The organism is Acidovorax sp., from assembly GCF_046294525.1.
Classification (GTDB): Bacteria; Pseudomonadota; Gammaproteobacteria; order Burkholderiales; family Burkholderiaceae_C; genus Acidovorax.
The window spans coordinates 1-23,274 of the sequence record NZ_JBKBKQ010000002.1; the positions used below are offsets into that span (position 1 = coordinate 1).

Here is a 23,274-nt window from a genome sequence, read left to right on the forward strand (position 1 = left end):
GCTTGCGCGTGCGCTTGGTGGTGTTGCTCAGGCCCAGGCTGCTTTGCTTCATGTGCCTATTGTCTCGGCTTCAAGCATTCGTCGGCACATGACGCAGGGGATTCGTGAAGAGGGTCCTTAGAAGAGCGAAAACCGTGTGACGTTTTGAAAGCATCGTTGCGCTAGCTTCGCTCCCGCAGCGCCCGCTCGATCCGGTCACGCCGAACCGTCGTCTTGGGTACCTTGAACGGGAACCACATGCGCACGTCCTCTTCCAGCCCGATGCCGTGCATGTAGTTGTAGATGGCCTTCTTCAGGCCCGCGCCCAGCGCGTCGTGGTCCACGCCCGTGGGGTCGATGAAGGCCACGTCGTTCTTGGCGAAGTCGCCCGGCGGCAGCGGCGCCAGGGTCACGCCGTATTCCTCGGGGTTCTTGCCCACGGGTGAATGCACGGTGCAGGCAAAGCGGTGGAAGAAGCCGCTCTGGATGCAGCCGTTGGCAAACAGCTGGCGCACGTATTCGAGCGCGTCCACCGTGTCCTGCACCGTCTGGGTGGGAAAGCCGTACATCAGGTATGCATGCACCAGGATGCCTGCGTCGGTGAAGGCCTTGGTCACGCGGGCCACTTGGTCTACGGACACGCCCTTTTTCATCAGGCTGAGCAGCCGGTCGGAAGCGACCTCCAGCCCGCCGGAGATGGCGATGCAGCCGCTGTCGGCCAGCAGCTCGGCAAGGTCGGGGGTAAAGGTTTTTTCAAACCGCACGTTGCCCCACCAGCTGATGCCTGCGTTGCGCGCAATCAGCTCGGTGGCCAGGGCCTTGAGAGCCTTGGGCGGTGCCGCTTCGTCCACAAAGTGAAAACCCGTCTGCCCCGTCTCACGCACGATGGCTTCGATGCGGTCGGCCAGCACGGCGGCGCTGGCGCCCTCGTAGCGGCTGATGTAGTCCAGGCTCACGTCGCAGAAGCTGCACTTCTTCCAGTAGCAGCCGTGTGCCACGGTGAGCTTGTTCCAGCGCCCATCGCTCCACAGGCGGTGCATGGGGTTGAGCATGTCCAGCAGCGACAGGTAGCGGTCCAGCGGCAGGCCGTCCCAGGTGGGTGTTCCCACCTCGGCAAAGGCGATGTCGGCTTCCATCATGTTGATGTACTGCACCGAGCCATCCTCACCGCGCACGAACGTGCGCACCAGGCGCTGGCGGCCGCGTTCGCCGCGCAGGTGTTCCAGCAGCGCCAGCAGCGGGCGTTCGCCCGCGTCCAGCGTCACGTAGTCGAAGTGGTCAAACACACGCGGGTCGGCCAGTTCGCGCAGTTCGGTGTTCACAAAGCCGCCGCCGAGCACAGTGGCGATGTGTGGGTAGCGTGCCTTGATGGCCTGGGCGATGCGGAACGCCGCGTAGACGGACCCGGGGAACGGCACGGACAGCAGCACCACGGTGGGCTGGTGTTTGGCGATGGCTTCGTGCGTGAGCTGCTCCAGCAGCTCATCGACCAGCGTGTGCGGCGCGGCCAGCGCGTTGGCCAGCGGGTCAAACGTGGGCTGGCTGCCCGCCAGCGATTCGGCATAACGCACAAACTCAAAGCGCTCGTCCACCGCGTCGCGCAGCACATCGGCCAGGTCGTTCAGGTACAGCGTGGCCAGGTGCTTGGCCTTGTCGGTCAGGCCTAAAGCGCCAAAGGCCCAGCCCAGCGGGTCGCCGCCCTCGTCATCCACGTACACATCCAGCGTGGCAAAACGCGGCCCCTCGGGCAGGTAGTTGCGGCCCACGATGCGGTGGGCCAGCGTGCTGTCGCGGCCTTGCAAGAAGGCAATGGCGGGGCCGATGGTGGCGAGGTAGCGGTCCTTTTGCGCCGCAAAACTTTGAACGGCGGGGCTCTGCTTTTTGGCGGGCAGTGCGTCCACTTTGGCGGTCACAACTTTCAGACCTTCGGGCGAGAGCAAGCGCAGCACCAGCGCCAATGCCAGGTCTTCCTGGAACGCCGTCACGCCGCGCGAGCGCAGAAAGCCCGTGAGGTAGGCGGTGGAGGGATACGGCGTGTTCAGCTGCGTCATCGGGGGGATGACGGAGAGGACGCGCTGGGCGGGTGAGGCGGGGGCGACGGCAGACATGGTGGACACAGGCAATGGGGCGATGCGGTGCCGCCGCAGGGGTCGTGGAACCCCCAATTATCCCGGCCCTGCTTTATCCCTGGTGGGCGGGGGGCGCCGGGGGCTCCGCAGCCGCGTGGGGTGTGCCGCTTGGGATGTCCTGCATCACCCTCGCGAGTCGGTGGTAGTGCGGATCAGGACAGGCCGCAAGGCGTCTTTTTGCAGCCAATAGCGGGCTATTGGCAAGAAAAGCAACGCAGCGGACTGCCTGAGACCGCGCTATCACAGACCGCAGGGAGTGATGCAGGTCATCCCTGGTAGTTGTTCTTCACCCGCACATAGTGCTCGGCCGAATACTTGAGGTAAGCAATCTCGGCCTCGGTCAGTGCGCGCTGGCGCACCGCGGGGCGGCCGATGTAGAGGTAGCCGCTTTCCAGCACCTTGCCGGGCGAGACCAGACTGCCCGCGCCCAGCATCACGCGGTCTTCGATGATGGCGTCATCCATCACGATGGAGCCCATGCCAATGAGGCATTCATTGCCGATCCGGCAACCGTGCAGGATGACCGAGTGGCCTACCGTGACGTAGTCGCCGATGACGAGCGGCGAGCCTTCGGGCTTGCTGGCGTTGCGGTGCGACACATGGCCCATCGTCAGGTCCTGGACGTTGCTGCAGGCACCTACGGTGATGCGGTTCACATCGCCGCGCAGCACGGCGTTGCACCACACCGAGCTGTCTGGCCCCAGGGTGACGTCGCCAATGACCTGGGCGGATGCGTGGAGGTAGACGCCGGTCCCCAGCGTGGGCTGGGTGTCGAGATAGGGGGCGATGGGCATGATGGAGTGATGCTGGGTAGCTGGATGGGGGAGTCAGTGCGTGGCTCAGCGCTTTCTCTTGGTGGCGGGGCGCGCGGCTTCTGCGGCCGGGGGGACGGCCTCCACTGCGTAGTAGGCAAGGAACATGTCCACCGCGTCCGCCAGCACTTTCTGCTGCTGGGCCACAGCCAGCGCCGGGCGGCCCATGGCCACCTGCGGCCAAAAGGCAAATGCCTTGACCAAGCCGTGCAACTGGTGCGCCGCCCGTTGTGCGTCGGCATTGGGGCGCAGCCGGCCGTCTTTCTGCGCGGCGCGCATCCACCGGGGCAGGCCGTCGTCCTTTTCGGCCAGCCGCTCGGCCATGGCCTGGGCGCGCTCGGGGCTGCGCATGATCTCGGCCATGGCCACACGCGACAGGTCGATGAAGCTTGCATCGTTGAGCAGCTGCATCTTCTGCTCCAGCACCTGCAGCAACTGCACGCGCAGCGGGCGCGCGGCGTCGTAGGCGGGATCTTCCAGGGACTGGCTGCGATCCCACAGCTGTTCCAGGATGGCTTCGAACAGCTCTTCCTTGCTTGGGAAGTGGTTGTACACCGTGCGTTTGGACACGTCAGCAGCCGCTGCAACGCGGTCCATGCTGGTGCCGTTGAAGCCGTGTTCGCGGAACTCGGCGACGGCGGCCTGCACGATGGCATCGCGCTTGCGGTCGGTCAGGCGGGCGGGTGGCGGGGCGGGGGGCATCCGTAAATTTTACACCCGGCAGTTTACTTTTTGGAAAAGTGAACTACACTGTGCAGTGCACTTTTCAGAAGGCCACCCGTGCGCCACCCTGAGATGCATCGCCGCCGCCCGCGTTGTGCGGTTGTGTTCAACCTGATCCTCATCGCCATGGCCCACAGCATCTTCTCCCGTGCCGCTCCGTCGGCGGCGGCATATGAACAGTCGCCCCAGTTCGTGCGCGGCAAGTTTCGCAACGCGGCACCCCGCCACGCGCTGGGCGCCCTCAAGACGCTGCAGGTGATGTGGCGCTTTGCCACCGGCAAGCCCGACGACTCGGTGCCGCGCCAGCCCGTGCCGGTGTACGCGGTGATGCGGTCGGACCTGCTGGCCGCGCCCGACCTGAGCCTGTGGCGCCTGGGGCATTCCACCCTGCTCTTCAAGATCAACGGCAAGTTCTGGCTGACCGACCCGGTGTTTTCCGAGCGCGCCTCGCCGTTCCAGTTCCTGGGCCCCAAGCGCTTTCACGCGCCGCCCATCACGATTGACGAGCTGCCGCCCATCACCGGCGTGATCCTGTCGCACGACCACTACGACCACCTGGACTACGCCGCCATCCAGAAGCTCGCGCCCAAGGTGGAGCACTTCATCACGCCGTTGGGCGTGGGCGACCGGCTCATCGGCTGGGGTGTGCCAGCGGCCAAGGTGCAGCAGTTTGACTGGTGGCAGGCCACCACCATCGGTGGGCTGCAGCTGGTGGCCACGCCAGCACAGCATTTCTCGGGCCGGGGTTTGCAAGACGGCAACAGCACGCTGTGGGCGTCATGGGTGTTGATCGCTGGGCACGGCGACGAGCAGACGCGCATTTTCTTCAGCGGCGATACGGGCTACTTCGACGGCTTCAAGGCCATTGGTGAGCGGTTCGGCCCGTTCGATCTGACCCTGATCGAAACGGGCGCCTACAACGCCGACTGGCCCGACATCCACATGCACCCCGAGGAGAGCCTGCAGGCCCATCTGGACGTGCAGGGGCGCCATCTGTTCCCCATCCACAACGGCACGTTCGACCTGTCGCTGCACCCGTGGGTGGAGCCGTTCGAGCGCATCACCGCCCTCGCGGCGGCAGCGCAGGTGCCGCTGGTGGCGCCCATCATGGGCGAGCGGCTCGACATCCGCGCGCCTGCGCTGTCCGCGCACTGGTGGCGCAAGGTGGAACCGCAGGTTGTGGCTTCAAAGTCGGCGGACCGTAGCGCTGCGCTGGCCGCGGAGCCTGGGGCTTATTGATTCATCGCAATCTGCGCGTGAGCCCGCCCACCACGCGCGCTGCGGCACGGATTTCCGCCTCGCCATAGCCCGCATACCCCAGCAGCCAGCCCCGCCGCTGTGACTGCATTGCGTAGCGCGACAGTGGCGCCAGCATCACCCCGGCCGTGAGCGCCCGGCGGCTCAAGGTCTCGTCATCGCTGCCCGGTGCGGCTTCGTACAGCAAGTGCATGCCCCGGTCGCTAGGCTGCAGTTGCCAGGCGCCGTCGCTGGCATCTGCCAGCGCGTCCATCAGCACCCGCTGGCGCGCCGGGTACAGCTCGCGCATCTGCCGCAGATGGCGCAGCAAATGGCCTTCGGCAATGAAGCGCGCCAGCACGGCCTGCGTATCGCCCGGTGCATGCCGGTCGGTGATGGCGCGGGCCATGGCAAAGGCCTCGACCAGCGCGGGCGGCACCACCACAAAGCCCAGGCGCAGGCCGGGGTGCAAGGTCTTGCTGAAGGTGCCCACATACAGCACCCGCTCCGAGCCCGGCAGGCTGCACAGCGCCGGCACGCGTTGCGATGCGCTGCCGTACTGGAATTCGCCGTCGTAGTCGTCTTCCACCACCCAGGCGTCGTTCGTGCGCGCCCACTGCAGCAGGGCCTGCCGCCGCGCCAGGCCCATGCGCACGCCGGTCGGGAACTGGTGCGTGGGCGTGACCACGGCCATGCATGCGCGGGGCCACTGGGCCGCGCCCTCGTCGATGCATAGTCCCTGCGCATCCAGCGCCACCGGCCGCGCCAGCGCACCGTGGCCCAGCAGGCTGGTGCGGATGCCGGGGTAGCCCGGGTCTTCCACCAGCACCTCGTCGCCCGCGTCCAGCAGCAGCCGCGCGATCAGGTCGATACCTTGCTGCGAGCCCGAGCACACCACCACCTGCGCCGCATCGCAGCGGATGCCGCGTGATGCCCACAGCCACAGCGCAATGGCCTGGCGCAAGTCAGGGTCGCCCGCAGGGTCCAGGTATTGCGCGCGGGCGCTGCGCTGCGCGGCCGTGGCCTGGCGCGCCAGTCGGTCCCACAGCGCAAAGGGAAAGGTGTCCACCTCGGGTGCGCCAATGCGAAACGCCCGCGCCGCCACATGCGGCGGCCGCCAGCGCGCGGCCGTCTCGGCAATGAGCTGCCCGCGCCGCGACAGGCCGCGTGGCGGTGCCACCAGGCCCGGCGCGGGTGGCGCGGCTGCGGCCTGCGAGACATAGGTGCCGTCGCCCACCCGCCCCTCCACATAGCCCTCGGCCTGCAAGCGCTGCACGGCCCACAGCACGGTGTTGCGCGCCACGCCCAGGCTGGCCGCGTGCTCGCGCGAAGGCGGCAGGCGCGTGCCCGCAGGCAGCCGGCCCTGCTCGATGGCGCTGCGCAGCTGCTCGTACACCTGCTGGCGCAGCTGGCCCAGCCGCCCATCCGGGGTCGATGTGGTGTGTGAATTGGCTCCGGCAACTGGCATGAATTGGCCCCTTGGTTGTGGTGATGAAGCCATAAACTGAAGAACCATTTTAGAAACCCCGGACGAAAGACCCTCATGGCCGAACACACCGCCACCGTCACCTGGTCCCGTGGCACCGACGACTTTCTGGACAAACGCTACCACCGTGCCCACACCTGGCGGTTTGACGGCGGCGCCACCGTGGCTGCGTCTTCGTCGCCCCACGTGGTGCCGCTGCCGTACTCCGACGCGGCGGCGGTGGACCCGGAAGAAGCCTATGTCGCCGCGCTGTCGAGCTGCCACATGCTGTGGTTCATGGACTTTGCCAGCCGCGCGGGCTATCGGCTCAACCACTATGCCGACCCGGCCGTGGGCACCATGGCCAAGAACGCAGAGGGCCAAGTGGTGGTCACCCATGTGCAGCTGAGGCCCGTCACGCGCTTTGACGCGGCGCACGCGCCCAGCGCTGCCCAGCTGGACGAGCTGCACCATCGCGCCCACGCAGCGTGTTTTCTGGCCAACTCGGTCAAGACGCAGATCGACTGCGCCCCGGTGCTGGAAGTGGAAGGGGGCTGACATGGCCAACCCCAACCGGCAGTTTCAGATGGCCGATGCCGGGGCCCAACAGGCCCTTGTCCGTGCCCAGCCTTTGGCCACGCTGGTCATTGCGCACGAAGGCGCGCTGCACGTCAATCACATCCCGCTGTACCTGGACCCAACGCGCGGCACGCAGGGCAGGCTCATCGGCCACGTGGCCCGCGCCAACGCGCTGTGGCCACTGCTGCCCCAGCAGGCGGTGGCGGTGTTCCATGGCCCGCAGGCCTATGTGTCGCCCTTGTGGTATCCATCCAAGGCCATCGACGGCAAGCAGGTGCCCACCTGGAACTACGCCACCGTGCACGCCCACGGTGCTTTAAGCGCGTTCGACGACCCGGTGCGCCTGCGCGGCATCCTGCACACCCTGAGCGAGCAGCACGAGGCTCACCGCGCCGACCCCTGGCGCATCGACGACGCGCCGCCGGACTACATCGACAAGCTGCTGCGCGCCATCGTGGGCATCGAGCTGGCGGTGGAGCGCTGGGAGGGCATCTGGAAGGTGAGCCAGAACCGCACCGACACCGATCGCGCCGGCGTGGTGCAGGGCTTGTTGGCGGAGGGCACACCGGCGGCTGCGGACATGGCGGCGCTGGTGCGGATGCCGCAGTAGTGCGAAGTGCCGTTTGCTATCTTTAGCATAGCTTCTTGCGCTTGCTGTATAAGCCATTGAGCCGATTTTGGCCTCGGAATGTAGGTCGGGTTAGCCCGCCAGGGCGTAACCCGACGTTGGGCGGGAACGTGGCGGTGGTGTCGGGTTACGCTGCACTAACCCGGCCTACGGGCTGGTAGGCCCGTGCAGCGACTTCCGCATCACCCCTCCAGCGTCTCCACCCGCAGCGCCACCACCGGCCCCGCCACCGCCGGGTGCTCGGCCAGCGCATGCGCCGTCAGGTCCACCGTGGCCTGCGTCACCGCGTCGGTCAGCACCAGCACCTGTGGCCCGGCGTGGGCGGTCAGCGACTTTTCGCAGGCCAGCTCCATGCGCGCCACCGGCACCTGCTGCGCAGCCAGCCAGGCGCCAACGGCCTCGATCTGCTGCGCGCTGTGTACGGGCACACGCAGGTAATGCCGCGTGAACACGGCGGCGCGCGGCAGCACGGCCAGGTCTTCGTTGACCGCATGGGCGTGAAAGCCCAGGTGCGGCACGCGCTGGCCCGCGTGCGTGCCATCGAGCCGCGCCACGTCCACCAGGTCGGCAATCACGGCCGACGCAGTTTGCTCCGACCCCGCGCCCGCGCCGTAGTACATCGTCACGCCCGAGGCATCGCCTTTAACCATCACGGCGTTCATCGACCCGTTCACATGCGCCAGCAAATGCGTAGCGGGCACCAGCGCGGGCTGCACGCGCAGCTCCACGCCTTCACCCTCCCGGCGCCGCGCTACGCCCAGCAGCTTGATGCGAAAGCCCAGCTGCTCGGCGCAGGCCACGTCCAGGCCCTGCAGCGCGGTGATGCCCTCCACCTGCGCATCGGCAAAGCGCACCGGCATACCGAATGCGTTGGCCGCCAGCAATGTGATCTTGTGCGCGGCGTCGATGCCCTCGATGTCAAACGCCGGGTCGGCCTCGGCATAGCCCAGCGCCTGGGCCTGCGCCAGCGCTTCGGCAAAGCCCACGCCTTCACCCTCCATCTTGCTCAGGATGAAGTTGGTGGTGCCGTTGATGATGCCCGCCACCCACTCGATGCGGTTGGCCGTGAGGCCCTCGCGCAGCGCCTTCACGATGGGGATGCTCACGGCCACAGCGCCTTCGTACGCCACGGCCACGCCGTGCTGGCGCGCGGCGGCAAAGATCTCGTTGCCATGCTCGGCCAGCAGCGCCTTGTTGGCGGTGACCACATGCTTGCCCGCACGGATGGCGGCCAGCACCCAGTCGCGTGCGGGGCCGGTGCCGCCGGCGGCCTCCACCAGCACATCCACCTCGGGGTGCGTGGCGACCTGCATCGGGTCGTTGGTCAGCGCCACGTCCTTGCCCACCACGCCCATGGCGCGGGCCAGGCTGCGGGCGCACACCACCACCAGCTTGATGCCCCGGCCCGCACGGGCGGCAATCAGCGCCTGGTTGCGCGCCAGCACACGGAAGGTGCCTGCGCCCACGGTGCCAATCCCGATCATGCCCACGCGCAGGGGGCGCATGGCCGTGGCGGACGACGGCAGCAACGGGGCCTCAACAAGGGACTGGACGGGATCGCGGTACATGGACTTCTCCGGCTAACGAACGAACAAACAAAAAAACCCAGCTGCCAGAGCTGGGTTTCAGTCAATTCGTCTTGGGGAGAAGAGAGAACGATTACCAGGTGGCTGCCGAAACGGCCACCTGCGCGTGCTCAGGTGGCCGCGGTGGTAATGGTGGTAATCATTCGTGCACCCATCGCCCGCGTGAACAACGCGCGCATCATCATGCCCATGCCTTGGACGGCAGTGGCGCGTGCGTTGTTGATGGGGAGGGAAGCGTACGACATGAAGGGCGCAGTGTAGCGCAGGCGGTGGAGGGGCCGTCAAGCCGCGCAGCGCGTTGCTGTGGGCGCACCGCCGCAGGGGTAAGCTGCAGCGCGCCCTCGGCGATGGTTCATAAGCTATTGATTTAATAGCTTTCAGCGCTTTGCCAGCAAGCGCTAGGCACTATTTTGGCGTGAAGTTTTGCGCTCCGTCACTCCACCAGCGTGGCGGTCAGCGTGATCTCCGGCACGGCGGCCAGCGCTTTCGACAGCGGGCAGTTGGCCTTGGCATCGGCCGCCAGCTTTTGAAAAGCGGCATCGTCCATGCCCGGCACCTTGGCCCGCAGGGTGAGCGCAATCCGGTCGATGACAAAACCATCGCCGTCTTTGGCCAGGCGCACGGCGGCCGTGGTGTCGATGGTGTCCGTCTTGATACCCGCCTTGTCTGCCGCAAACGAAAACGCCATGGTGAAGCAGGCCGCATGTGCCGCGCCCACGATCTCCTCGGGGTTGGTGCCCTTGCGGTCGTCACCAAAGCGGCTGGCAAAGCCATAGGGGTACTTGTCCAGCGCGCCGGTTTCGGTGCTGATCTGGCCTTGGCCGGCTTTGCCGGCGCCAACCCAGTGAACGCTGGCTGTTTTTTCGGACATGGGGGTTCTCCTTGTACGGGTGGATGGTGAGGGGGGAGGGGCACAGCGGCGGCGCCCGCGCAGACCGTGCAGAACGCGCGCCGCACAGCCCGCCATCTCATCACGTTGCGTGGCCACCCGCTGTGGGACAAAGCCGCTATTGCGCAGCCTGCTCCCTGGGTGGCGGTACCCGCACCATGGAGATGGCGCCGAACGGGCAGCGCACCAAACACAGCGCGCAGCCGGTGCATGCCTGCGCGTCGTGCAGGGTGGAGCGCTTGGGCCCCCATGTCCCCGCATCTCCGGCACCACCATCGGGGCGCTGCACCTGCAGCGACAGCACATGCGGCGCGCACACCGCCACACACCAGCCACAGCCAGTGCAGCGCTGGGGGTCGATGGCGGGCAGGGCCTTGGGGGTGCGGGCAGTCATGGCAGGAGCGGTTGTGCAGCAGTGTGCCGTGGCGGGGCGGGCGCCACAAGGCGGGGCGTGCGCGGCGCCCGCGCGCTCCACGCTACAGTGCCGCCATGACTGCTGCTACCCCTTCCCCGCCCGCCCTCGTTACCCGCCACCTCCTCATCACCGGCCAGGTGCAGGGCGTGGGCTACCGGTGGTCCATGGTGCAGGCCGCCGGGCGCCTGGGCGTGACGGGCTGGGTGCGCAACCGGCGCGACGGCCGTGTCGAAGCCTGCGCCTGGGGCACCGAGGCGGCGGTGGCAGCGCTCGTCGACTGGGCGCACCAGGGGCCCGAGCATGCGCGTGTGGAGCGCGTGGTGGTGGGCAACGTGCCCGATGGTGGCGAAGCACCGCGCGATTTTTCGCAGCGCGAGGCGGTATAGCAGCCCCGCTGCCGCAGTGGGCTAGTGTCCCGAGTGAGAAGTTCGTTTCATGAAGATGTCGAAAATCGCAGCCATGCTGCGTTGTAAATCCTCGCGATAGCTACTGCTATCGCTGTGGTTTGCGCCTTGCCTGACAACGATTTCGACATCTTCGGTTTTTCAACGAACCTCTAACTCGGGACACTAGGTGCGCAGACCCAGTTGCCTCAGCAGCTCCATCGCACCTGCAGGTGCGCGCTCCTTGGCACCGTTGATGAAGTACACAAACACATCGCGGGCCCGCTCGCCAGCGGTCCAGGTGCGCACACCCTCGGCCCAGTGCGCAATCGCCGCGGGCTTGTAGCCCGTAGCGACATCGCTCTGGCTGCGCATGAGCCGCAGGTAGGCAAAGTCCGCCTCGGCATCCGCAATGGCGGGAAACTTGTCGGAGTCCGTGCACACCGGCACACAGCCGTACTGGCGAGCCAGCGCCACAAACTCCGGCGTTACAAAACTCGGGTGGCGCACGTCCAGCGCATGGCGCAGGCGCAGGCCGCCCACCTCGCGCGGCAGCAGTGCCAAAAAGGCCTCGAAATCACCGGCCTCAAACACCTTGGTCGGCATGAACTGCCACACGATGGGCCCGAGCTTGTCCTTCAGCTCCGAGATGCCACTGTCGACAAACCGCGCGATCGAATCGCCTGCCTCCGCCAGCACGCGCCGGTGCGTGGCAAAGCGGTTGGCCTTGAGGGAGAACATGAAGCCCTCGGGCGTCTCGTTGTGCCACTTGGCAAAGGTGGCGGGCTTGAAGGTGCTGTAGTAGGTGCCGTTGACCTCGATGGCCGTGAGCTGGCGGCTGGCGTAGTGCAGCTCTTTGCTGTGGGCCAGGCCGGCGGGGTAGAAGTTGTCGCGCCAGGGCTCAAACGTCCAGCCGCCGATGCCGACGCGGATGCGCGGGTTGGTGTTGCGGGTGTTGCTATCGCTGCTGCTGAGGGGTTCTGCGGCTGTTTCCACGGCGGCCTCTGTGTTGCATCCACGGGGCAGCCACTTTAACAAGTCCGGCCCCCCGCTGCGTTGCTCTTTCAGACCGTGTTGTCCACCCTGCCCGCGCTTTGTAACTGGTGACTCGTCACGCGGCGCACTGTCGCAGGTGCCCGCCGTTGGCCTACACCGCGCGGCCCGTGTTGTAGCAACCATCGTCACACTGCGGCGACAAACCCAACGCCAAGTCCGGCCGACCTTTGGTTACTCGCCCATTCACCCATTTATTTCAGGAGACACGCCATGACGCAGCCCACCCGCGACCTCAACCCCGACCCTATCACCCAGGCGCCTGGCGCCCACCCCATCGGTACCGGCATTGGCGCAGCGGGTGGCGCTGTTACCGGCGCTGCAGCGGGCTCGGTCGGCGGCCCCATCGGCACGGCCGTGGGCGCCGTGGTGGGCGCTGTAGTCGGCGGCTTGGCCGGCAAGGGCGCCGCCGAGGCCGTCAACCCCACGGCCGAAGACGCCCACTGGCGCGCTGCCTATCACAAAGAGCCCTACTACTCCGACGCCTACACCTTTGACGACTACGCCCCCGCCTACCGCGCCGGCTACCAGAGCGTCATCGACGGCCGCGCCGACTGGAACGATGCCCGCACCCATTTGCAACAACGCTGGGACACCGAGCGCCAAGCGAGCCGTCTGAATTGGATGGATGCAGAGCCCGCCGCCAAAGCCGCGTGGGAGCGCGCAGACCGCATCTGGAAGCAGACCAAGCAGGAATGATGGGCGCTGACCCACACACTGCTTGGTGCTAAGCAGCGCCGCACAGCGCGGCCTGGACGATGTCAATGTGTCAGCCCCGGCGTTGCAGCTCTCGCGTCCCATAGGCGCAGTACCCCGGCTTGGGGCTCTTCTTGTGCGGGTGTAGGCGGCAGGTCTCGGGCCGCTTGTCATACACCGTGCACAGCCGCGTCTTGGGGTCGAGAAAGTTGCAGTCCCCACTTGCCCGCCGCGCCATCGTGAAGATGGCGTTCTTGTGGTTGAAGTGATCAATCAGCCGCGCCTTCTGCAGCCGCTTGGCAATGTGGCGGATTTCCTCGTGCTCGGCCTCGAACGGGTCCACCAGTTCGAGCCGCACCAGGTCGGAGAGCTGCACTTCCAGCGGCATGGTGCAGCAGTTGGCCGCGCAGGTGTCGCACAGGCCAGCGCGGTAGCGGGTCCAGGTGTCGAGGCGGTCTACGTCAACGATGGCGATGGGGGAGCGCATGGGGAGGTGATTGTGCCTGTGCCGACGAGTGGCCCGCACGGAAGGTCCTCGCGCCCACAGGTTGGTGAGTTCACGGCTCAGCCTCTGTCTCCGCCGGTGTCAACGCCGATCGGACGACACCCCGCCAGATGATCGGCCTACACAAGCGCTGAGAACCGTTGGCTAGCATCAGTTTTCGACGCTCGGGAGCTGCCCGGACGCCGACTCTCGTAACCCAAACCAACAAGGGCGTCTTCATGACTACATCTGCACAACAACAAACAGACCGCATCAACGTTCGGGATTCTGAGTCGCTTGCCCGGTGGACGAGCGAGCTCGACACCACTGAAGAGCAACTCAAAGACGCTGTGGCCCAAGTGGGCGACAAGGCGGCGGACGTCGAGATGCATCTGAAAGGCACCCGGAGTACCACAAACAAGGACCGCATTGAACAAGCGGGAGCAGACCGCGCGGAGTAAACGGGAACGCGTGACGCCCGGTTCTTAAAACGGTTCGGTTGGAAACCTGCCATCAGGTGTGTGTCAGCCGCAACCGACGCCAGTCTTAGCCGTCGACCGGCGTTCGCCCCAGCGCAGAGTGATTAGCTTAGGAGTCATGCAGAGCAATAGTGCTCTTCACGCGAAACAACCGAAAGGACCTCATATGAACACCGATCAAGTCAAGGGCGCTGCAAAAGAAGCCGCAGGCAAGGTTCAACAAAAAGCCGGCGAGGTATTTAACAGCCCGGAGCACCAGGTGAAGGGCGCTGCCAAGCAGGTGGAAGGCAATGTTCAGAAGAACTACGGTAATGCCAAGGAAGACATCAAAGACGCGACCAAGTAACTTTCTCCAGTGATCGCGCTGTCGAGAACGAAAGCCTCAGGCATGTGCCTGGGGCTTCTGTATTTATGGAAGGTGCCGGTAGCGGCTTATCGGTGATATTGATGCTGGCTGAGTGGTAACGATCGATGCGCAGCAGGGATCTGTCAGTGCTCTACCGGTTGAGACCGGCTAGTAGGGTTTTGAGTGTCGGCCCAATGCGCCTACGCCAGTAGCGCGGTCAAAGGCACTGCCTCTACTTGGTGTGTCAACGGATACCGGTGCGGGCCAGGGTAGACCACATACAGCACGTCGAGGTTCAGGTCCCCCGGCGCGATGCGCACGCTCTCGCTCTGTGTGAGCTTTGGCGCATCGCTGCGTATTGGCCGTCCTGGCGCATGTGACCGGAGCGGTCCATCAGCACCCGCAGCGTCTCGGGCAAGGCGGGCATGTGCTGGACCTCGGCAACTACCACCAGTCCTTGCAGGCCCGCCAGCGTGGTCATAGGATCGGCCAGCCGCTGGCGTGAGATGGGGTCTTCCAGATCGAAATACTGGGGGCTGGCCACGCCGCGCCAGTGTGGTCTTGCCTACTTGCCTCGGGCCCACCAACTACACTGCGCGAAAGGCTGAAATCAGCCGAGCGAACTAGTCAACGAGTTGGCGGCGTTCAATCAACATGCTGCTCGTGCTATCAAACACCATGAAAATCGAAAATGGCGTTTTCGATTTTCATGGTGAGTAATTCCCTCAAACGTCAATATTCCCAGCGCGCAAAGCGTTGGTTTCAATGAAATCCCGGCGTGGCTCCACCTCATCGCCCATCAGCATCGTGAACACGCGATCCGCCTCGATCGCATCGTCGATCTGCACGCGCAACAAACGCCGCACATTCGGGTCCATCGTTGTTTCCCACAGCTGCTCGGGGTTCATCTCACCCAGCCCCTTGTAGCGCTGGCGGCTGGTGGTGCGTTCGGCTTCGCTGATGAGCCACTTCATGGCCTGGCGGAAGTCGCTGACTTTTTCTTCCTTCTGCTTGTCGCCTTCGCCGCGCATCGCCTTGGCGCCCTCGCCCAGCAGGCCACGGAAGGTGTCGGCCGCTTCGGCCAGGGCGGCGTAGTCGGCGCCGTGCACAAAGTCTTGCGTGAGCACGCTGCTCTTGATGTTGCCGTGGTGGCGGCGGCTGATGCGCAGGATGGGCTTGTCGGTGCGCACGTCGAATTCGCCGGCCACTTCGGCAGGGATGCCGTTCGTGTTCAGCTCGCGCAGCTTGGCCTGCAGCTGCACGGCGCTGGCTTCGGCGTCGGCCACGGTGTCGAGCTTCAGGCCCACGCCGTCGGCAATAGCGCGCAGGGCTTCGGCGTCCATGAAGTTGGAGAGGCGGTCGATCACGCTCTCGGCCACCTGGTGCTTGCGTGCCAGCTCGGCCAAGGTGTCGCCGGTCAGCACCTGTGGGTTGGCGCCACCGGTGCTCACGCTCGCGTGGTTGAGCGCAATGCGCAGCAAGAAGCCGTCGAGCGCGGGGCCGTCCTTCAGGTACAGCTCTTCCTTGCCCGCCTTCACCTTGTACAGCGGCGGCTGGGCGATGTAGATGTGGCCGCGTTCGACCAGCTCGGGCATCTGGCGGTAGAAGAAGGTGAGCAGCAGGGTGCGGATGTGGGCGCCGTCCACGTCGGCGTCTGTCATGATGATGATGCGGTGGTAGCGCAGCTTGGCTACGTCGAAGTCATCGCCCCCGGTGGTGCCGCCCGCCTTGCCGATGCCGGTACCCAGGGCCGTGATCAGCGTCAGGATTTCGTTGCTGGTCAGCAGCTTTTCGTAGCGGGCTTTTTCCACGTTCAGGATCTTGCCGCGCAGTGGCAGGATGGCCTGGAATTTGCGGTCGCGGCCCTGCTTGGCAGAGCCGCCGGCGGAGTCACCCTCTACGATGTAGATCTCGCACAGCGACGGGTCTTTTTCCTGGCAGTCGGCCAGTTTGCCGGGCAGGCCCATGCCGTCGAGCACGCCCTTGCGGCGCGTCATTTCGCGGGCCTTGCGGGCGGCTTCGCGGGCGCGGGCGGCTTCCACGATCTTGCCGCAGATGATCTTGGCGTCGTTGGGTTTTTCTTGCAGGTAGTCGGTCAGCAGCTTGCCCACGATGTCTTCGACCGGCGCGCGCACTTCGCTCGACACCAGCTTGTCCTTGGTCTGGCTGCTGAACTTGGGCTCGGGCACCTTCACGCTCAGCACGCAGCACAGGCCTTCGCGCATGTCGTCGCCGGTGACTTCGACCTTGGCCTTCTTGGCCAGCTCGTTCTCTTCGATGTACTTGTTGATGACGCGGGTCATCGCGGCGCGCAGGCCGGTCAGGTGGGTGCCGCCGTCACGCTGGGGAATGTTGTTGGTAAAGCAAAGCACTTGCTCGGTGTAGGCGCTGTTCCACTGCATGGCCACTTCCACGCCGATGTGCGTGCCGGGGATGCCGCCGTAGCTCTCGGCAGGGCGCTCGCCTGCGGCGTAGAACGAGGTGGGGTGCAGCACGGTCTTGCCCTTGTTGATGAACTCAACAAAGCCGCGCACGCCGCCGGCGCCGGAGAAGTCATCTTCCTTGCCGCTGCGTTCGTCTTTGAGGCGGATGCGCACGCCGTTGTTCAGGAAGGACAGCTCACGCAGGCGCTTGGCCAAAATCTCGTAGTGAAACTCGTTGTTCTCTTTGAAGATTTCGGTGTCGGGCAAAAAGTGCACTTCGGTGCCGCGCTTGTCGGTGTCGTCCAGCACCTGCATGGGAGAGACCTCGACGCCGTCCACCGTCTGCACGATGCGGTTTTGCACCACGCCCTTGCTGAACTCCAGCGCATGCACCTTGCCTTCGCGGCGCACGGTCAGGCGCAGCATCTTGGACAGCGCGTTCACGCAGCTCACGCCCACGCCGTGCAGGCCGCCGGACACCTTGTAGCTGTTCTGGTTGAACTTGCCGCCCGCGTGCAGCTCGGTCAGGGCAATTTCGGCGGCACTGCGCTTGGGCTCGTGCTTGTCGTCCATCTTCACGCCGGTGGGGATGCCACGGCCGTTGTCGGTGACGCTGATGGAGTTGTCGGTGTGAATGGTGACGACGATGTCGTCGCAGTGGCCGGCCAGTGCTTCGTCGATGGAGTTGTCGACCACCTCGAACACCAGATGGTGCAGGCCGGTGCCGTCGCTGGTATCCCCGATGTACATGCCGGGGCGCTTGCGCACGGCCTCCAGGCCTTCCAGGATGGTGATGGCGCCTTCGCCGTAGCTCTCGCTGGCGCCGGCCTGGTTGGTATCGATCTTGGTGGTGGGAGCAGGCTCACCCGTGCCAGTAGGTTCTTGCTCGGGCAGGTTGTTGTCAGCGGTCATGGTGGGCCTTGGAATCCGTGGAAACTGGGGTTTCCAATGTGTCTATATGAGTCAAATTGGGCTTTGGCGCTTATCCAGTAAGCGCTAGCAGCTATCAATACGATAGTAGGTGCGGGCAGCTGTGCTGAGGTGTTTCAGGCAAGCGTGCATACAGGCACTCAGGCGGGCGGGCTGCCTCAGATGCGCATGGGCATCACCACATACTTGAAGCTGTCGTTATCGGGGATGGTCAGCAGCGCAGAGCTGTTGCCGTCCGAAAGCTCCACCTTCACCATGTCCTGGCCCATGTTGGCCAGGGCGTCGATGAGGTAGGTCACGTTGAAGCCGATCTCTATGGTGTCGCCACCGTAGTCGATGTCGAGTTCGTCCACGGCTTCTTCCTGTTCGGCGTTGTTGGACGCCACGCGCAGGGTGCCAGGCTCGATGTTCAGGCGCACGCCCTTGAACTTGTCGCTGGTCATGATGGCGGTGCGCTGCAGGCTGGCCAGCAGCGGCGCGCGGCCCAGGGTGACGCTGTTCTTGTGGTTCTTGGGGATCACGCGGTTGTAGTCGGGGAACTTCCCCTCGACCAGTTTGGTGACGAACTCCATGCCGCCAAAGGTGAACTTGGCCTGGTTGTTGGCAAACTGCATCTCGATGTGGGGCTGGTTCTCGCCGCCCGCGTCACTCAGCAGGCGCTGCAGCTCGATCACGGTCTTGCGCGGCAAGATGACTTCCTGCTTGGGCACTTCCACATCCAGCGTGGCGCTGGCAAAGGCCAGGCGGTGGCCGTCGGTGGCCACCAGGCTCAGTGTCTTGCCCTCGGCAACGAACAAGATGCCGTTAAGGTAGTAGCGGATGTCCTGCACGGCCATCGCAAACGACACCTGACCCAGCAGGTCCTTCAGCGTCTTTTGGGGCACGGCGAACACGGGGCCGAAAGCGGCGGATTCCTGCACCAGCGGGAAGTCTTCGGCCGGCAGGCTTTGCAACGTAAAGCGGCTTTTGCCACCTTTGAGCACCAGCTTGGATGCCTGCGACTCCAGGCTCACGGTCTGGTCGCCGGGCATGGTGCGCAGGATGTCGATGAGCTTGCGCGCACCCACCGTGGTGGTGAAGTCGCCGGTGTCGCCGCCCAGTTCGGCCGTGGTGCGGATCTGGATTTCGAGGTCGCTGGTCGTCAGCTGCAGCGCATTGCCCGTCTTGCGGATCAGCACATTGGCCAGGATGGGCAGCGTGTGGCGCCGCTCCACGATGCCCGCCACGGACTGCAGAACCGCGAGAACCTTGTCTTGTGTTGCCTTCAGGACGATCATGTCATCAACCTCTTGTGGTTTTTGGAACGGAGCTTGGACAGCGGCACGGGTTGTGCCTCCCCCTGCTGCCTAACCCGCCATTTTGCCCTGTAAGAACGTGTTTGCCGCCTCGCGGGGGCAGCGAACAAGTTCTTACACCGGTTGCGGGAAACGAATGCACGCGCTCAGCCTTTCAGGGTCTGCTCAAGCACGTGCAGCTGCTGGTTGAGCTCGGTCAGCTGCTGGCGCTCGCCCGAGATCTTGCGCACGGCATGCAGCACGGTGGTGTGGTCGCGTCCGCCGAACAATTCTCCGATCTCCGGAAGGCTCTTTTGCGTCAGCTCCTTGGCCAGGTACATCGCAATCTGGCGCGGGCGGGCAATGCTGGCTGGGCGCTTCTTGCTGTACATGTCGGCAACCTTGATCTTGTAATAGTCGGCCACCGTCTTCTGAATGTTTTCCACAGAAATCTGACGGTTCTGGATGGACAGCAAGTCGCGCAACGCCTCGCGGGCGAGCTGGATCGAAATCTCTTTCTGGTTGAAGCGCGAGTACGCCAGGATCTTGCGCAGCGCGCCTTCGAGCTCGCGCACGTTGGAGCGCACGTTCTTGGCGACGAAGAAGGCGACTTCCTCGGGCATCTCGGTGCCTTCGACGCGGGCCTTGTTGATCAAAATGGCCACGCGCATTTCCAGCTCGGGCGGTTCAATCGCCACCGTCAGGCCCGAGTCAAAACGCGACACCAGCCGCTCGTGGATGTTGGCCAGGCCCTTCGGATAGGTGTCTGACGTCATCACGATGTGCGACTTCTTGGCGAGCAGAGCCTCGAACGCGTTGAAAAATTCTTCCTGCGTGCGGTCCTTGTTGGCGAAGAACTGCACGTCGTCGATCAGCAGCAGGTCGAGCGAGTGGTAGCGCTCCTTGAATTCATCAAAGGTGCGCCTCTGGTAGGCCTTAACCACATCCGACACGAACTGCTCGGCGTGGATGTAGAGAACTTTGGCGTCGGGCCGGTCTTGCAGCAGGCGGTTGCCCACAGCGTGCACCAGGTGGGTCTTGCCCAGGCCCACGCCGCCGTAGATGAACAGCGGGTTGTACAGGTGCCCGGGCATGCCCGCCACATGCATGGCGGCAGAGCGTGCCATGCGGTTGGCCGTGCCCTCCACGAGGGTTTCGAAGGTGAGGGCAGCGTTCAGGCGATTGCGAAATGCGCCGTTGGTCGCGTCGTCGCCGCTGCTGGGCGCTGTTTCGGTGGACGCAGCCTGGCTGGAAGGCTCGGGGGCGCTGGGCCTGACATAAGTGCGCGCAACGGATTCACGCTGAGCAAGCGCTAACTCCAGCGTCACCGGCTGGCCATATAGGCCTTCGAGCAGGGCGGCAATGCGCCCTGCGTATTGCGCGCGGATCCAGTCGAGCTTGAAGCGGTTGCCCACGAGCAGCGTCACCTTCGAAAAATCCTCGGCAACCTGGGCCACCAGGGGCTTGATCCAGGTGTTGAACTGCTGCTCGGGCAGGTCTTGCGCCAGTTGCTCAACGCAGGCTTGCCACAGGCCCTGGCCGGCGTCGGCACCGGAAGATTGGTGGGGGCTGTGGGAGGGTTCCTCGGTCATTTCAGGGGAATTCTTGTTGTGGATAGGAGGAACGGGGCTGGGCGGCGGATTGTAGCTTGTCAAGGAGTTATCCACAATTTCGCACGGCCCGTCTGTGCGGGTTTCCACGGGGGCTCACAGCCCGGCCCCGCACTGCTGCCGCCTCTTCCAGCCTGGGGTAGCGACCTGGGCTTTTGCGCACGGCGGGGCAGGCGCGTACGTTGGGGCATTGCCAGCGGGGTGCAAGCCTGCGATAATTGCGGGTTTCCCTGAATGTGTTCAGGGTGATTTGACCCGGCGCGCCGTTATTTCTGCCCTTTCGCATGCAGCCCACAGTGGCCTGCCAGTGGGATGGGGCAGGGGTTCAAAAGCAGCAGTCCGGAACTGAACCTCAAGGAATAGCACCATGAAACGTACATATCAGCCTTCCAAGACGCGCCGCGCGCGCACCCACGGTTTCCTCGTCCGCATGAAGACCCGCGGCGGCCGTGCCGTCATCAACGCACGCCGCGCCAAGGGCCGCAAGCGCCTGGCCGTCTAAAGCCGGTCAGCTCGGTTGACTGACGGCCTGCTCCCCGGTTTGTACCGTCAGGTTCCAAACGGGGTGCCTGCATGCAACGGCTGAAAACCCGTCCGCAGTTTCAGGCCGCCATGGCGGGGGGCATCGTCTCCCGTACCGCGCATTTTGCGTTGCACCGTCTGGTGCTGAGCGCCAAGGGCAGCCCCGCTGCCCCTCCCGCCAGTGTCGAACCCACAGGGCCCGGCTCCTTGCTTTCAGCGCAAGGGCCGCAGGCCCTGTTTGCCGTGCGTGATGTCTGGCTGGGCGCCATGGTGCCCAAGCGCTGGGCGCGACGCGCCGTGACGCGCAATACCATCAAGCGGCAGATCTACACCGTGGGCGCGACCTTCGAGTCCCGGCTTCCGCAGGCTGCCCATGTGGTGCGCCTGCGCTGCGCGTTTGACCGCAAGCAGTTTGTCAGCGCCACGTCCGACCAGCTCAAGCAGGCCGTGCGTGCAGAGCTGCTCCAGCTGTTCGGGCACGTGGCCCGCCGATCGGCTTCGCCCGAGGTGGCTGCACCACAATTGGCGGCGGCTGCGGCGGTGGCGCCATGATGATGCAGCGTCTGCTGATCGGCCTGGTCAAGGGCTACCGCCTTCTGCTCAGCCCCTGGCTGGGCTCGGCGTGCCGGTTCGAGCCCACCTGCTCGGTGTATTCCCTGCAGGCGCTGGAACACCATGGCGCTGCGGCGGGCAGCTATCTCACGGTGCGCAGGCTGGTACGCTGCCACCCCTGGTGCGATGGGGGCCATGACCCGGTCCCGCAAGAACTGCCGCGCGGCATGAGGCTTTTTTCGCGGCTGCAACAATCCTCCACCACCCAACCATCCTCACCAAAGAAGTCTTCATGAACGACATTCGCCGCACCATCCTGTGGGTGATTTTTGGCTTTTCCATGGTTCTGCTGTGGGACAAGTGGCAACTGCACAACGGCAAACAGGCCACGTTCTTCCCCACCGCGCCGGTGGCAACCGCGCCGGCCCCGGCCGGCGCTGCGTCTGCCGCCACGGGTTCTGCCAGCGTGCCAGCCTCCAGCGTCCCGGTGGCTGCGGCTACGCAACAAGGCGCGTCTTCCGTGCCGGGCCAGCCCTCCCCTGCCGCCGCACCTGCCGCTCGCGAACGTGTGGAGGTCAAGACCGACCTGTACCGCCTGACCTTCGACAGCGAAGGCGGTTCGCTCACGCATGCCGAACTGCTGCAGCACGCCGACATGGCCGACAAGAACCGCAACTTTCTGCTGCTGGACGAAAGCGCTCAGCGTGTCTATGTGGCGCAGACAGGCCTGATCGGCGGCGCCTTCCCCACGCACAAGACCATGATGACGGTCGTGCCCGGCCCACGTGAGCTCAAGGACGGCGAAGACGAGATCAGCATCCGTTTCGAATCGCCTGAGGTGGGCGGCCTGAAGCTGGCCAAGACCTGGACCATCAAGCGAGGTGCTTACGACATCGCCGTGAAGCACGAAGTGGTGAACGCCGGCAGCGCCGCCGTGTCGCCCCAGCTGTACCTGCAACTGGTGCGCGACGGCAACAAGCCGCCAGGCGAATCGTCGTTCTATTCCACCTTCACCGGCCCCGCAGTCTTCACCGACGCCAAGAAGTACCAGAAGATCGAGTTCAAGGACATCGAGAACGGCAAGGTCGACATCCCGCGCGACAGCACCAATGGCTACGTGGCCATGGTGCAGCACTACTTTGCCAGCGCCTGGCTGCTGGCCGACGGCGTGCAGCGTGAGTTGTTCACCCGCAAGGTGGACACCAACCTGTACTCGGTAGGCATGCTGGCGCCGCTGGGCAGCATCGAGCCCGGTGCGAGCAAGACCCTGGACGCCCGCCTGTTCGCTGGCCCGCAGGTCGAAACCATGATGGAAAAGCTGTACCCCAACCTGGAACTGGTAAAGGACTACGGCTGGCTCACCATCTTGTCCAAGCCCCTTTACTGGCTGCTTGATCAGCTGCACAAGCTGTTGAACAACTGGGGCTGGTCCATCGTGGCGCTGGTGCTGCTGCTGAAGATCGCTTTCTACTGGCTCAACGCCAAGGCCTACGCCAGCATGGCCAAAATGAAGTCGGTCAACCCCAAGATCATGGAGATGCGCGAGCGCCTGAAGGACAAGCCGCAGCAGATGCAGCAGGAGATGATGCGCATCTACCGCGAGGAAAAGGTCAACCCCATGGGGGGCTGCTTCCCCATCATGATCCAGATCCCCGTGTTCATCGCGCTGTACTGGGTGCTGCTGTCGAGCGTGGAAATGCGCAACGCGCCCTGGATCGGCTGGATCCACGACCTTTCCACCCCCGACCCGTACTTCATCCTGCCGCTGCTGATGACGCTGTCGTCGCTGCTGCAGACCGCACTCAACCCCGCGCCGCCCGATCCGCTGCAGGCCAAAATGATGTGGTTCATGCCGCTGATCTTCAGCGTGATGTTCTTCTTCTTCCCGGCCGGCCTGGTGCTGTACTGGCTGACGAACAACATCCTGTCGATTGCGCAGCAGTGGATCATCAACACCCGGATGGGCGTGCCCCCGCAATTTAACTTGCCGAAGTTCAAGTGATGGCACAGCGGCAACGCTGACATCCACGAACTCACTCCCGAAAGGCCGCGCAAGCGGCCTTTTTCTTGTCCCTCCACCT

The 23,274-nt window shown here is 64.9% G+C and carries 25 protein-coding genes; 12 read left to right on the top strand and 13 right to left on the bottom strand.

From position 1 onward, the window contains the following. Nucleotides 1–161 precede the first annotated feature (161 nt). The 3 genes from ACK4HJ_RS02440 to ACK4HJ_RS02450 form a co-directional block, all read right to left on the bottom strand. Nucleotides 162–2,030, bottom strand: a complete 1,869-nt coding sequence (locus tag ACK4HJ_RS02440; RefSeq protein WP_409828075.1) for a B12-binding domain-containing radical SAM protein — start codon at nt 2,028–2,030, stop codon at nt 162–164. Between the two features lie 344 nt (nt 2,031–2,374). Beyond that, nucleotides 2,375–2,902: a gamma carbonic anhydrase family protein gene (locus ACK4HJ_RS02445; RefSeq protein ID WP_409827400.1), complete on the bottom strand. Its 528-nt coding sequence runs from the start codon at nt 2,900–2,902 to the stop codon at nt 2,375–2,377. Between the two features lie 45 nt (nt 2,903–2,947). Next, entirely contained in the window at nt 2,948–3,622 is a 675-nt protein-coding gene (locus ACK4HJ_RS02450; RefSeq protein WP_409827402.1) for a TetR/AcrR family transcriptional regulator, read from the bottom strand. A 147-nt stretch (nt 3,623–3,769) separates the two neighbouring features. Here ACK4HJ_RS02450 and ACK4HJ_RS02455 point away from each other — a divergent pair, with 147 nt between their 5' ends. Further along, nucleotides 3,770–4,882 (top strand): MBL fold metallo-hydrolase, encoded by a 1,113-nt coding sequence (locus ACK4HJ_RS02455; protein WP_409827404.1) that lies wholly within the window; start codon nt 3,770–3,772, stop codon nt 4,880–4,882. 1 nt (nt 4,883) lies between these two features. Here the strand turns inward: ACK4HJ_RS02455 and ACK4HJ_RS02460 are convergent, their stop codons facing one another. After that, entirely contained in the window at nt 4,884–6,347 is a 1,464-nt protein-coding gene (locus ACK4HJ_RS02460) for a PLP-dependent aminotransferase family protein (protein WP_409827406.1), read from the bottom strand. 75 nt (nt 6,348–6,422) lie between these two features. On the opposite strand from ACK4HJ_RS02460, the gene ACK4HJ_RS02465 reads away from it, so the two are divergent. Both ACK4HJ_RS02465 and ACK4HJ_RS02470 read left to right on the top strand, forming a co-directional pair. Continuing rightward, the gene (locus ACK4HJ_RS02465; protein WP_409827408.1) at nt 6,423–6,902 is read left to right on the top strand and encodes an OsmC family protein; all 480 of its coding nucleotides are present in this window, start codon (nt 6,423–6,425) and stop codon (nt 6,900–6,902) included. Between the two features lies 1 nt (nt 6,903). Continuing rightward, on the top strand, nt 6,904–7,533 hold the full coding sequence (locus tag ACK4HJ_RS02470) for an FMN-binding negative transcriptional regulator (protein WP_409827410.1): 630 nt from the start codon (nt 6,904–6,906) through the stop codon (nt 7,531–7,533). Nucleotides 7,534–7,733: 200 nt separating this feature from the next. Here ACK4HJ_RS02470 and ACK4HJ_RS02475 read toward each other — a convergent pair whose 3' ends face one another. Next, nucleotides 7,734–9,119: a homoserine dehydrogenase gene (locus ACK4HJ_RS02475; protein ID WP_409827412.1), complete on the bottom strand. Its 1,386-nt coding sequence runs from the start codon at nt 9,117–9,119 to the stop codon at nt 7,734–7,736. Nucleotides 9,120–9,266: 147 nt separating this feature from the next. Between ACK4HJ_RS02475 and ACK4HJ_RS02480 the strand changes: the two genes are divergently transcribed. Further along, nucleotides 9,267–9,398, top strand: coding sequence for a hypothetical protein (locus ACK4HJ_RS02480; RefSeq protein ID WP_409827414.1), 132 nt, complete (start codon nt 9,267–9,269; stop codon nt 9,396–9,398). Between the two features lie 172 nt (nt 9,399–9,570). Here the strand turns inward: ACK4HJ_RS02480 and ACK4HJ_RS02485 are convergent, their stop codons facing one another. Next, the gene (locus tag ACK4HJ_RS02485; protein WP_409827416.1) at nt 9,571–10,008 is read right to left on the bottom strand and encodes an OsmC family protein; all 438 of its coding nucleotides are present in this window, start codon (nt 10,006–10,008) and stop codon (nt 9,571–9,573) included. Nucleotides 10,009–10,144: 136 nt separating this feature from the next. Then, on the bottom strand, nt 10,145–10,420 hold the full coding sequence (locus tag ACK4HJ_RS02490; protein ID WP_409827418.1) for an ATP-binding protein: 276 nt from the start codon (nt 10,418–10,420) through the stop codon (nt 10,145–10,147). A gap of 95 nt (nt 10,421–10,515) precedes the next feature. Between ACK4HJ_RS02490 and ACK4HJ_RS02495 the strand changes: the two genes are divergently transcribed. Continuing rightward, a complete protein-coding gene (locus ACK4HJ_RS02495; RefSeq protein ID WP_409827420.1) occupies nt 10,516–10,827 on the top strand; it encodes an acylphosphatase in 312 nt (103 codons plus the stop codon). 183 nt (nt 10,828–11,010) lie between these two features. Here the strand turns inward: ACK4HJ_RS02495 and ACK4HJ_RS02500 are convergent, their stop codons facing one another. Then, the gene (locus ACK4HJ_RS02500) at nt 11,011–11,820 is read right to left on the bottom strand and encodes a DUF72 domain-containing protein (RefSeq protein ID WP_409827422.1); all 810 of its coding nucleotides are present in this window, start codon (nt 11,818–11,820) and stop codon (nt 11,011–11,013) included. A gap of 270 nt (nt 11,821–12,090) precedes the next feature. On the opposite strand from ACK4HJ_RS02500, the gene ACK4HJ_RS02505 reads away from it, so the two are divergent. Then, complete coding sequence (locus ACK4HJ_RS02505) at nt 12,091–12,576, top strand: hypothetical protein (RefSeq protein WP_409827424.1); 486 nt, start codon at nt 12,091–12,093, stop codon at nt 12,574–12,576. Between the two features lie 70 nt (nt 12,577–12,646). Here ACK4HJ_RS02505 and ACK4HJ_RS02510 read toward each other — a convergent pair whose 3' ends face one another. Continuing rightward, complete coding sequence (locus tag ACK4HJ_RS02510) at nt 12,647–13,060, bottom strand: YkgJ family cysteine cluster protein (RefSeq protein ID WP_409827426.1); 414 nt, start codon at nt 13,058–13,060, stop codon at nt 12,647–12,649. A gap of 236 nt (nt 13,061–13,296) precedes the next feature. On the opposite strand from ACK4HJ_RS02510, the gene ACK4HJ_RS02515 reads away from it, so the two are divergent. Both ACK4HJ_RS02515 and ACK4HJ_RS02520 read left to right on the top strand, forming a co-directional pair. Further along, entirely contained in the window at nt 13,297–13,518 is a 222-nt protein-coding gene (locus tag ACK4HJ_RS02515; RefSeq protein WP_409827428.1) for a DUF3606 domain-containing protein, read from the top strand. A 184-nt stretch (nt 13,519–13,702) separates the two neighbouring features. After that, nucleotides 13,703–13,882, top strand: a complete 180-nt coding sequence (locus tag ACK4HJ_RS02520) for a CsbD family protein (RefSeq protein ID WP_409827430.1) — start codon at nt 13,703–13,705, stop codon at nt 13,880–13,882. Between the two features lie 295 nt (nt 13,883–14,177). On the opposite strand, the gene ACK4HJ_RS02525 is transcribed toward ACK4HJ_RS02520, so the two are convergent. The 4 genes from ACK4HJ_RS02525 to dnaA all read right to left on the bottom strand — a co-directional run bounded on the left by ACK4HJ_RS02525 (nt 14,178) and on the right by dnaA (nt 20,101). After that, nucleotides 14,178–14,426: a hypothetical protein gene (locus ACK4HJ_RS02525; RefSeq protein WP_409827432.1), complete on the bottom strand. Its 249-nt coding sequence runs from the start codon at nt 14,424–14,426 to the stop codon at nt 14,178–14,180. A 181-nt stretch (nt 14,427–14,607) separates the two neighbouring features. After that, nucleotides 14,608–17,217, bottom strand: coding sequence for a DNA topoisomerase (ATP-hydrolyzing) subunit B (gyrB, locus tag ACK4HJ_RS02530; RefSeq protein ID WP_409827434.1), 2,610 nt, complete (start codon nt 17,215–17,217; stop codon nt 14,608–14,610). Nucleotides 17,218–17,393: 176 nt separating this feature from the next. After that, a complete protein-coding gene (gene dnaN, locus ACK4HJ_RS02535) occupies nt 17,394–18,512 on the bottom strand; it encodes a DNA polymerase III subunit beta (RefSeq protein WP_409827436.1) in 1,119 nt (372 codons plus the stop codon). A gap of 164 nt (nt 18,513–18,676) precedes the next feature. Continuing rightward, nucleotides 18,677–20,101, bottom strand: coding sequence for a chromosomal replication initiator protein DnaA (dnaA, locus tag ACK4HJ_RS02540; protein WP_409827438.1), 1,425 nt, complete (start codon nt 20,099–20,101; stop codon nt 18,677–18,679). A gap of 385 nt (nt 20,102–20,486) precedes the next feature. Between dnaA and rpmH the strand changes: the two genes are divergently transcribed. From rpmH to yidC, 4 genes are all read left to right on the top strand, one after another. After that, nucleotides 20,487–20,621, top strand: a complete 135-nt coding sequence (rpmH, locus tag ACK4HJ_RS02545; RefSeq protein WP_005798102.1) for a 50S ribosomal protein L34 — start codon at nt 20,487–20,489, stop codon at nt 20,619–20,621. 71 nt (nt 20,622–20,692) lie between these two features. Continuing rightward, nucleotides 20,693–21,193: a ribonuclease P protein component gene (locus tag ACK4HJ_RS02550; protein WP_409827440.1), complete on the top strand. Its 501-nt coding sequence runs from the start codon at nt 20,693–20,695 to the stop codon at nt 21,191–21,193. Beyond that, the gene (yidD, locus tag ACK4HJ_RS02555; RefSeq protein ID WP_409828077.1) at nt 21,193–21,489 is read left to right on the top strand and encodes a membrane protein insertion efficiency factor YidD; all 297 of its coding nucleotides are present in this window, start codon (nt 21,193–21,195) and stop codon (nt 21,487–21,489) included. Before ACK4HJ_RS02550 ends, yidD begins: the two co-directional genes overlap by 1 nt. After that, a complete protein-coding gene (gene yidC, locus ACK4HJ_RS02560) occupies nt 21,486–23,195 on the top strand; it encodes a membrane protein insertase YidC (RefSeq protein ID WP_409827442.1) in 1,710 nt (569 codons plus the stop codon). The genes yidD and yidC overlap by 4 nt, the downstream gene beginning before the upstream one ends. Nucleotides 23,196–23,274 lie beyond the last annotated feature (79 nt).

Bases quoted from the DNA above. Each gene is read 5' to 3' on its own strand.
- yidC (WP_409827442.1), top strand. From the start codon at position 21,486: ATGAACGACATTCGCCGCACCATCCTGTGGGTGATTTTTGGCTTTTCC.
- rpmH (WP_005798102.1), top strand. From the start codon at position 20,487: ATGAAACGTACATATCAGCCTTCCAAGACGCGCCGCGCGCGCACCCAC.
- ACK4HJ_RS02485 (WP_409827416.1), bottom strand. From the start codon at position 10,008: ATGTCCGAAAAAACAGCCAGCGTTCACTGGGTTGGCGCCGGCAAAGCC.
- ACK4HJ_RS02480 (WP_409827414.1), top strand. From the start codon at position 9,267: ATGGTGGTAATCATTCGTGCACCCATCGCCCGCGTGAACAACGCGCGC.
- ACK4HJ_RS02495 (WP_409827420.1), top strand. From the start codon at position 10,516: ATGACTGCTGCTACCCCTTCCCCGCCCGCCCTCGTTACCCGCCACCTC.
- ACK4HJ_RS02460 (WP_409827406.1), bottom strand. From the start codon at position 6,347: ATGCCAGTTGCCGGAGCCAATTCACACACCACATCGACCCCGGATGGG.
- dnaA (WP_409827438.1), bottom strand. From the start codon at position 20,101: ATGACCGAGGAACCCTCCCACAGCCCCCACCAATCTTCCGGTGCCGAC.
- yidD (WP_409828077.1), top strand. From the start codon at position 21,193: ATGATGCAGCGTCTGCTGATCGGCCTGGTCAAGGGCTACCGCCTTCTG.
- ACK4HJ_RS02475 (WP_409827412.1), bottom strand. From the start codon at position 9,119: ATGTACCGCGATCCCGTCCAGTCCCTTGTTGAGGCCCCGTTGCTGCCG.
- ACK4HJ_RS02465 (WP_409827408.1), top strand. From the start codon at position 6,423: ATGGCCGAACACACCGCCACCGTCACCTGGTCCCGTGGCACCGACGAC.
- dnaN (WP_409827436.1), bottom strand. From the start codon at position 18,512: ATGATCGTCCTGAAGGCAACACAAGACAAGGTTCTCGCGGTTCTGCAG.
- ACK4HJ_RS02440 (WP_409828075.1), bottom strand. From the start codon at position 2,030: ATGACGCAGCTGAACACGCCGTATCCCTCCACCGCCTACCTCACGGGC.
- ACK4HJ_RS02550 (WP_409827440.1), top strand. From the start codon at position 20,693: ATGCAACGGCTGAAAACCCGTCCGCAGTTTCAGGCCGCCATGGCGGGG.
- ACK4HJ_RS02445 (WP_409827400.1), bottom strand. From the start codon at position 2,902: ATGCCCATCGCCCCCTATCTCGACACCCAGCCCACGCTGGGGACCGGC.
- ACK4HJ_RS02520 (WP_409827430.1), top strand. From the start codon at position 13,703: ATGAACACCGATCAAGTCAAGGGCGCTGCAAAAGAAGCCGCAGGCAAG.
- ACK4HJ_RS02515 (WP_409827428.1), top strand. From the start codon at position 13,297: ATGACTACATCTGCACAACAACAAACAGACCGCATCAACGTTCGGGAT.
- ACK4HJ_RS02470 (WP_409827410.1), top strand. From the start codon at position 6,904: ATGGCCAACCCCAACCGGCAGTTTCAGATGGCCGATGCCGGGGCCCAA.
- ACK4HJ_RS02510 (WP_409827426.1), bottom strand. From the start codon at position 13,060: ATGCGCTCCCCCATCGCCATCGTTGACGTAGACCGCCTCGACACCTGG.
- ACK4HJ_RS02505 (WP_409827424.1), top strand. From the start codon at position 12,091: ATGACGCAGCCCACCCGCGACCTCAACCCCGACCCTATCACCCAGGCG.
- gyrB (WP_409827434.1), bottom strand. From the start codon at position 17,217: ATGACCGCTGACAACAACCTGCCCGAGCAAGAACCTACTGGCACGGGT.
- ACK4HJ_RS02490 (WP_409827418.1), bottom strand. From the start codon at position 10,420: ATGACTGCCCGCACCCCCAAGGCCCTGCCCGCCATCGACCCCCAGCGC.
- ACK4HJ_RS02455 (WP_409827404.1), top strand. From the start codon at position 3,770: ATGGCCCACAGCATCTTCTCCCGTGCCGCTCCGTCGGCGGCGGCATAT.
- ACK4HJ_RS02450 (WP_409827402.1), bottom strand. From the start codon at position 3,622: ATGCCCCCCGCCCCGCCACCCGCCCGCCTGACCGACCGCAAGCGCGAT.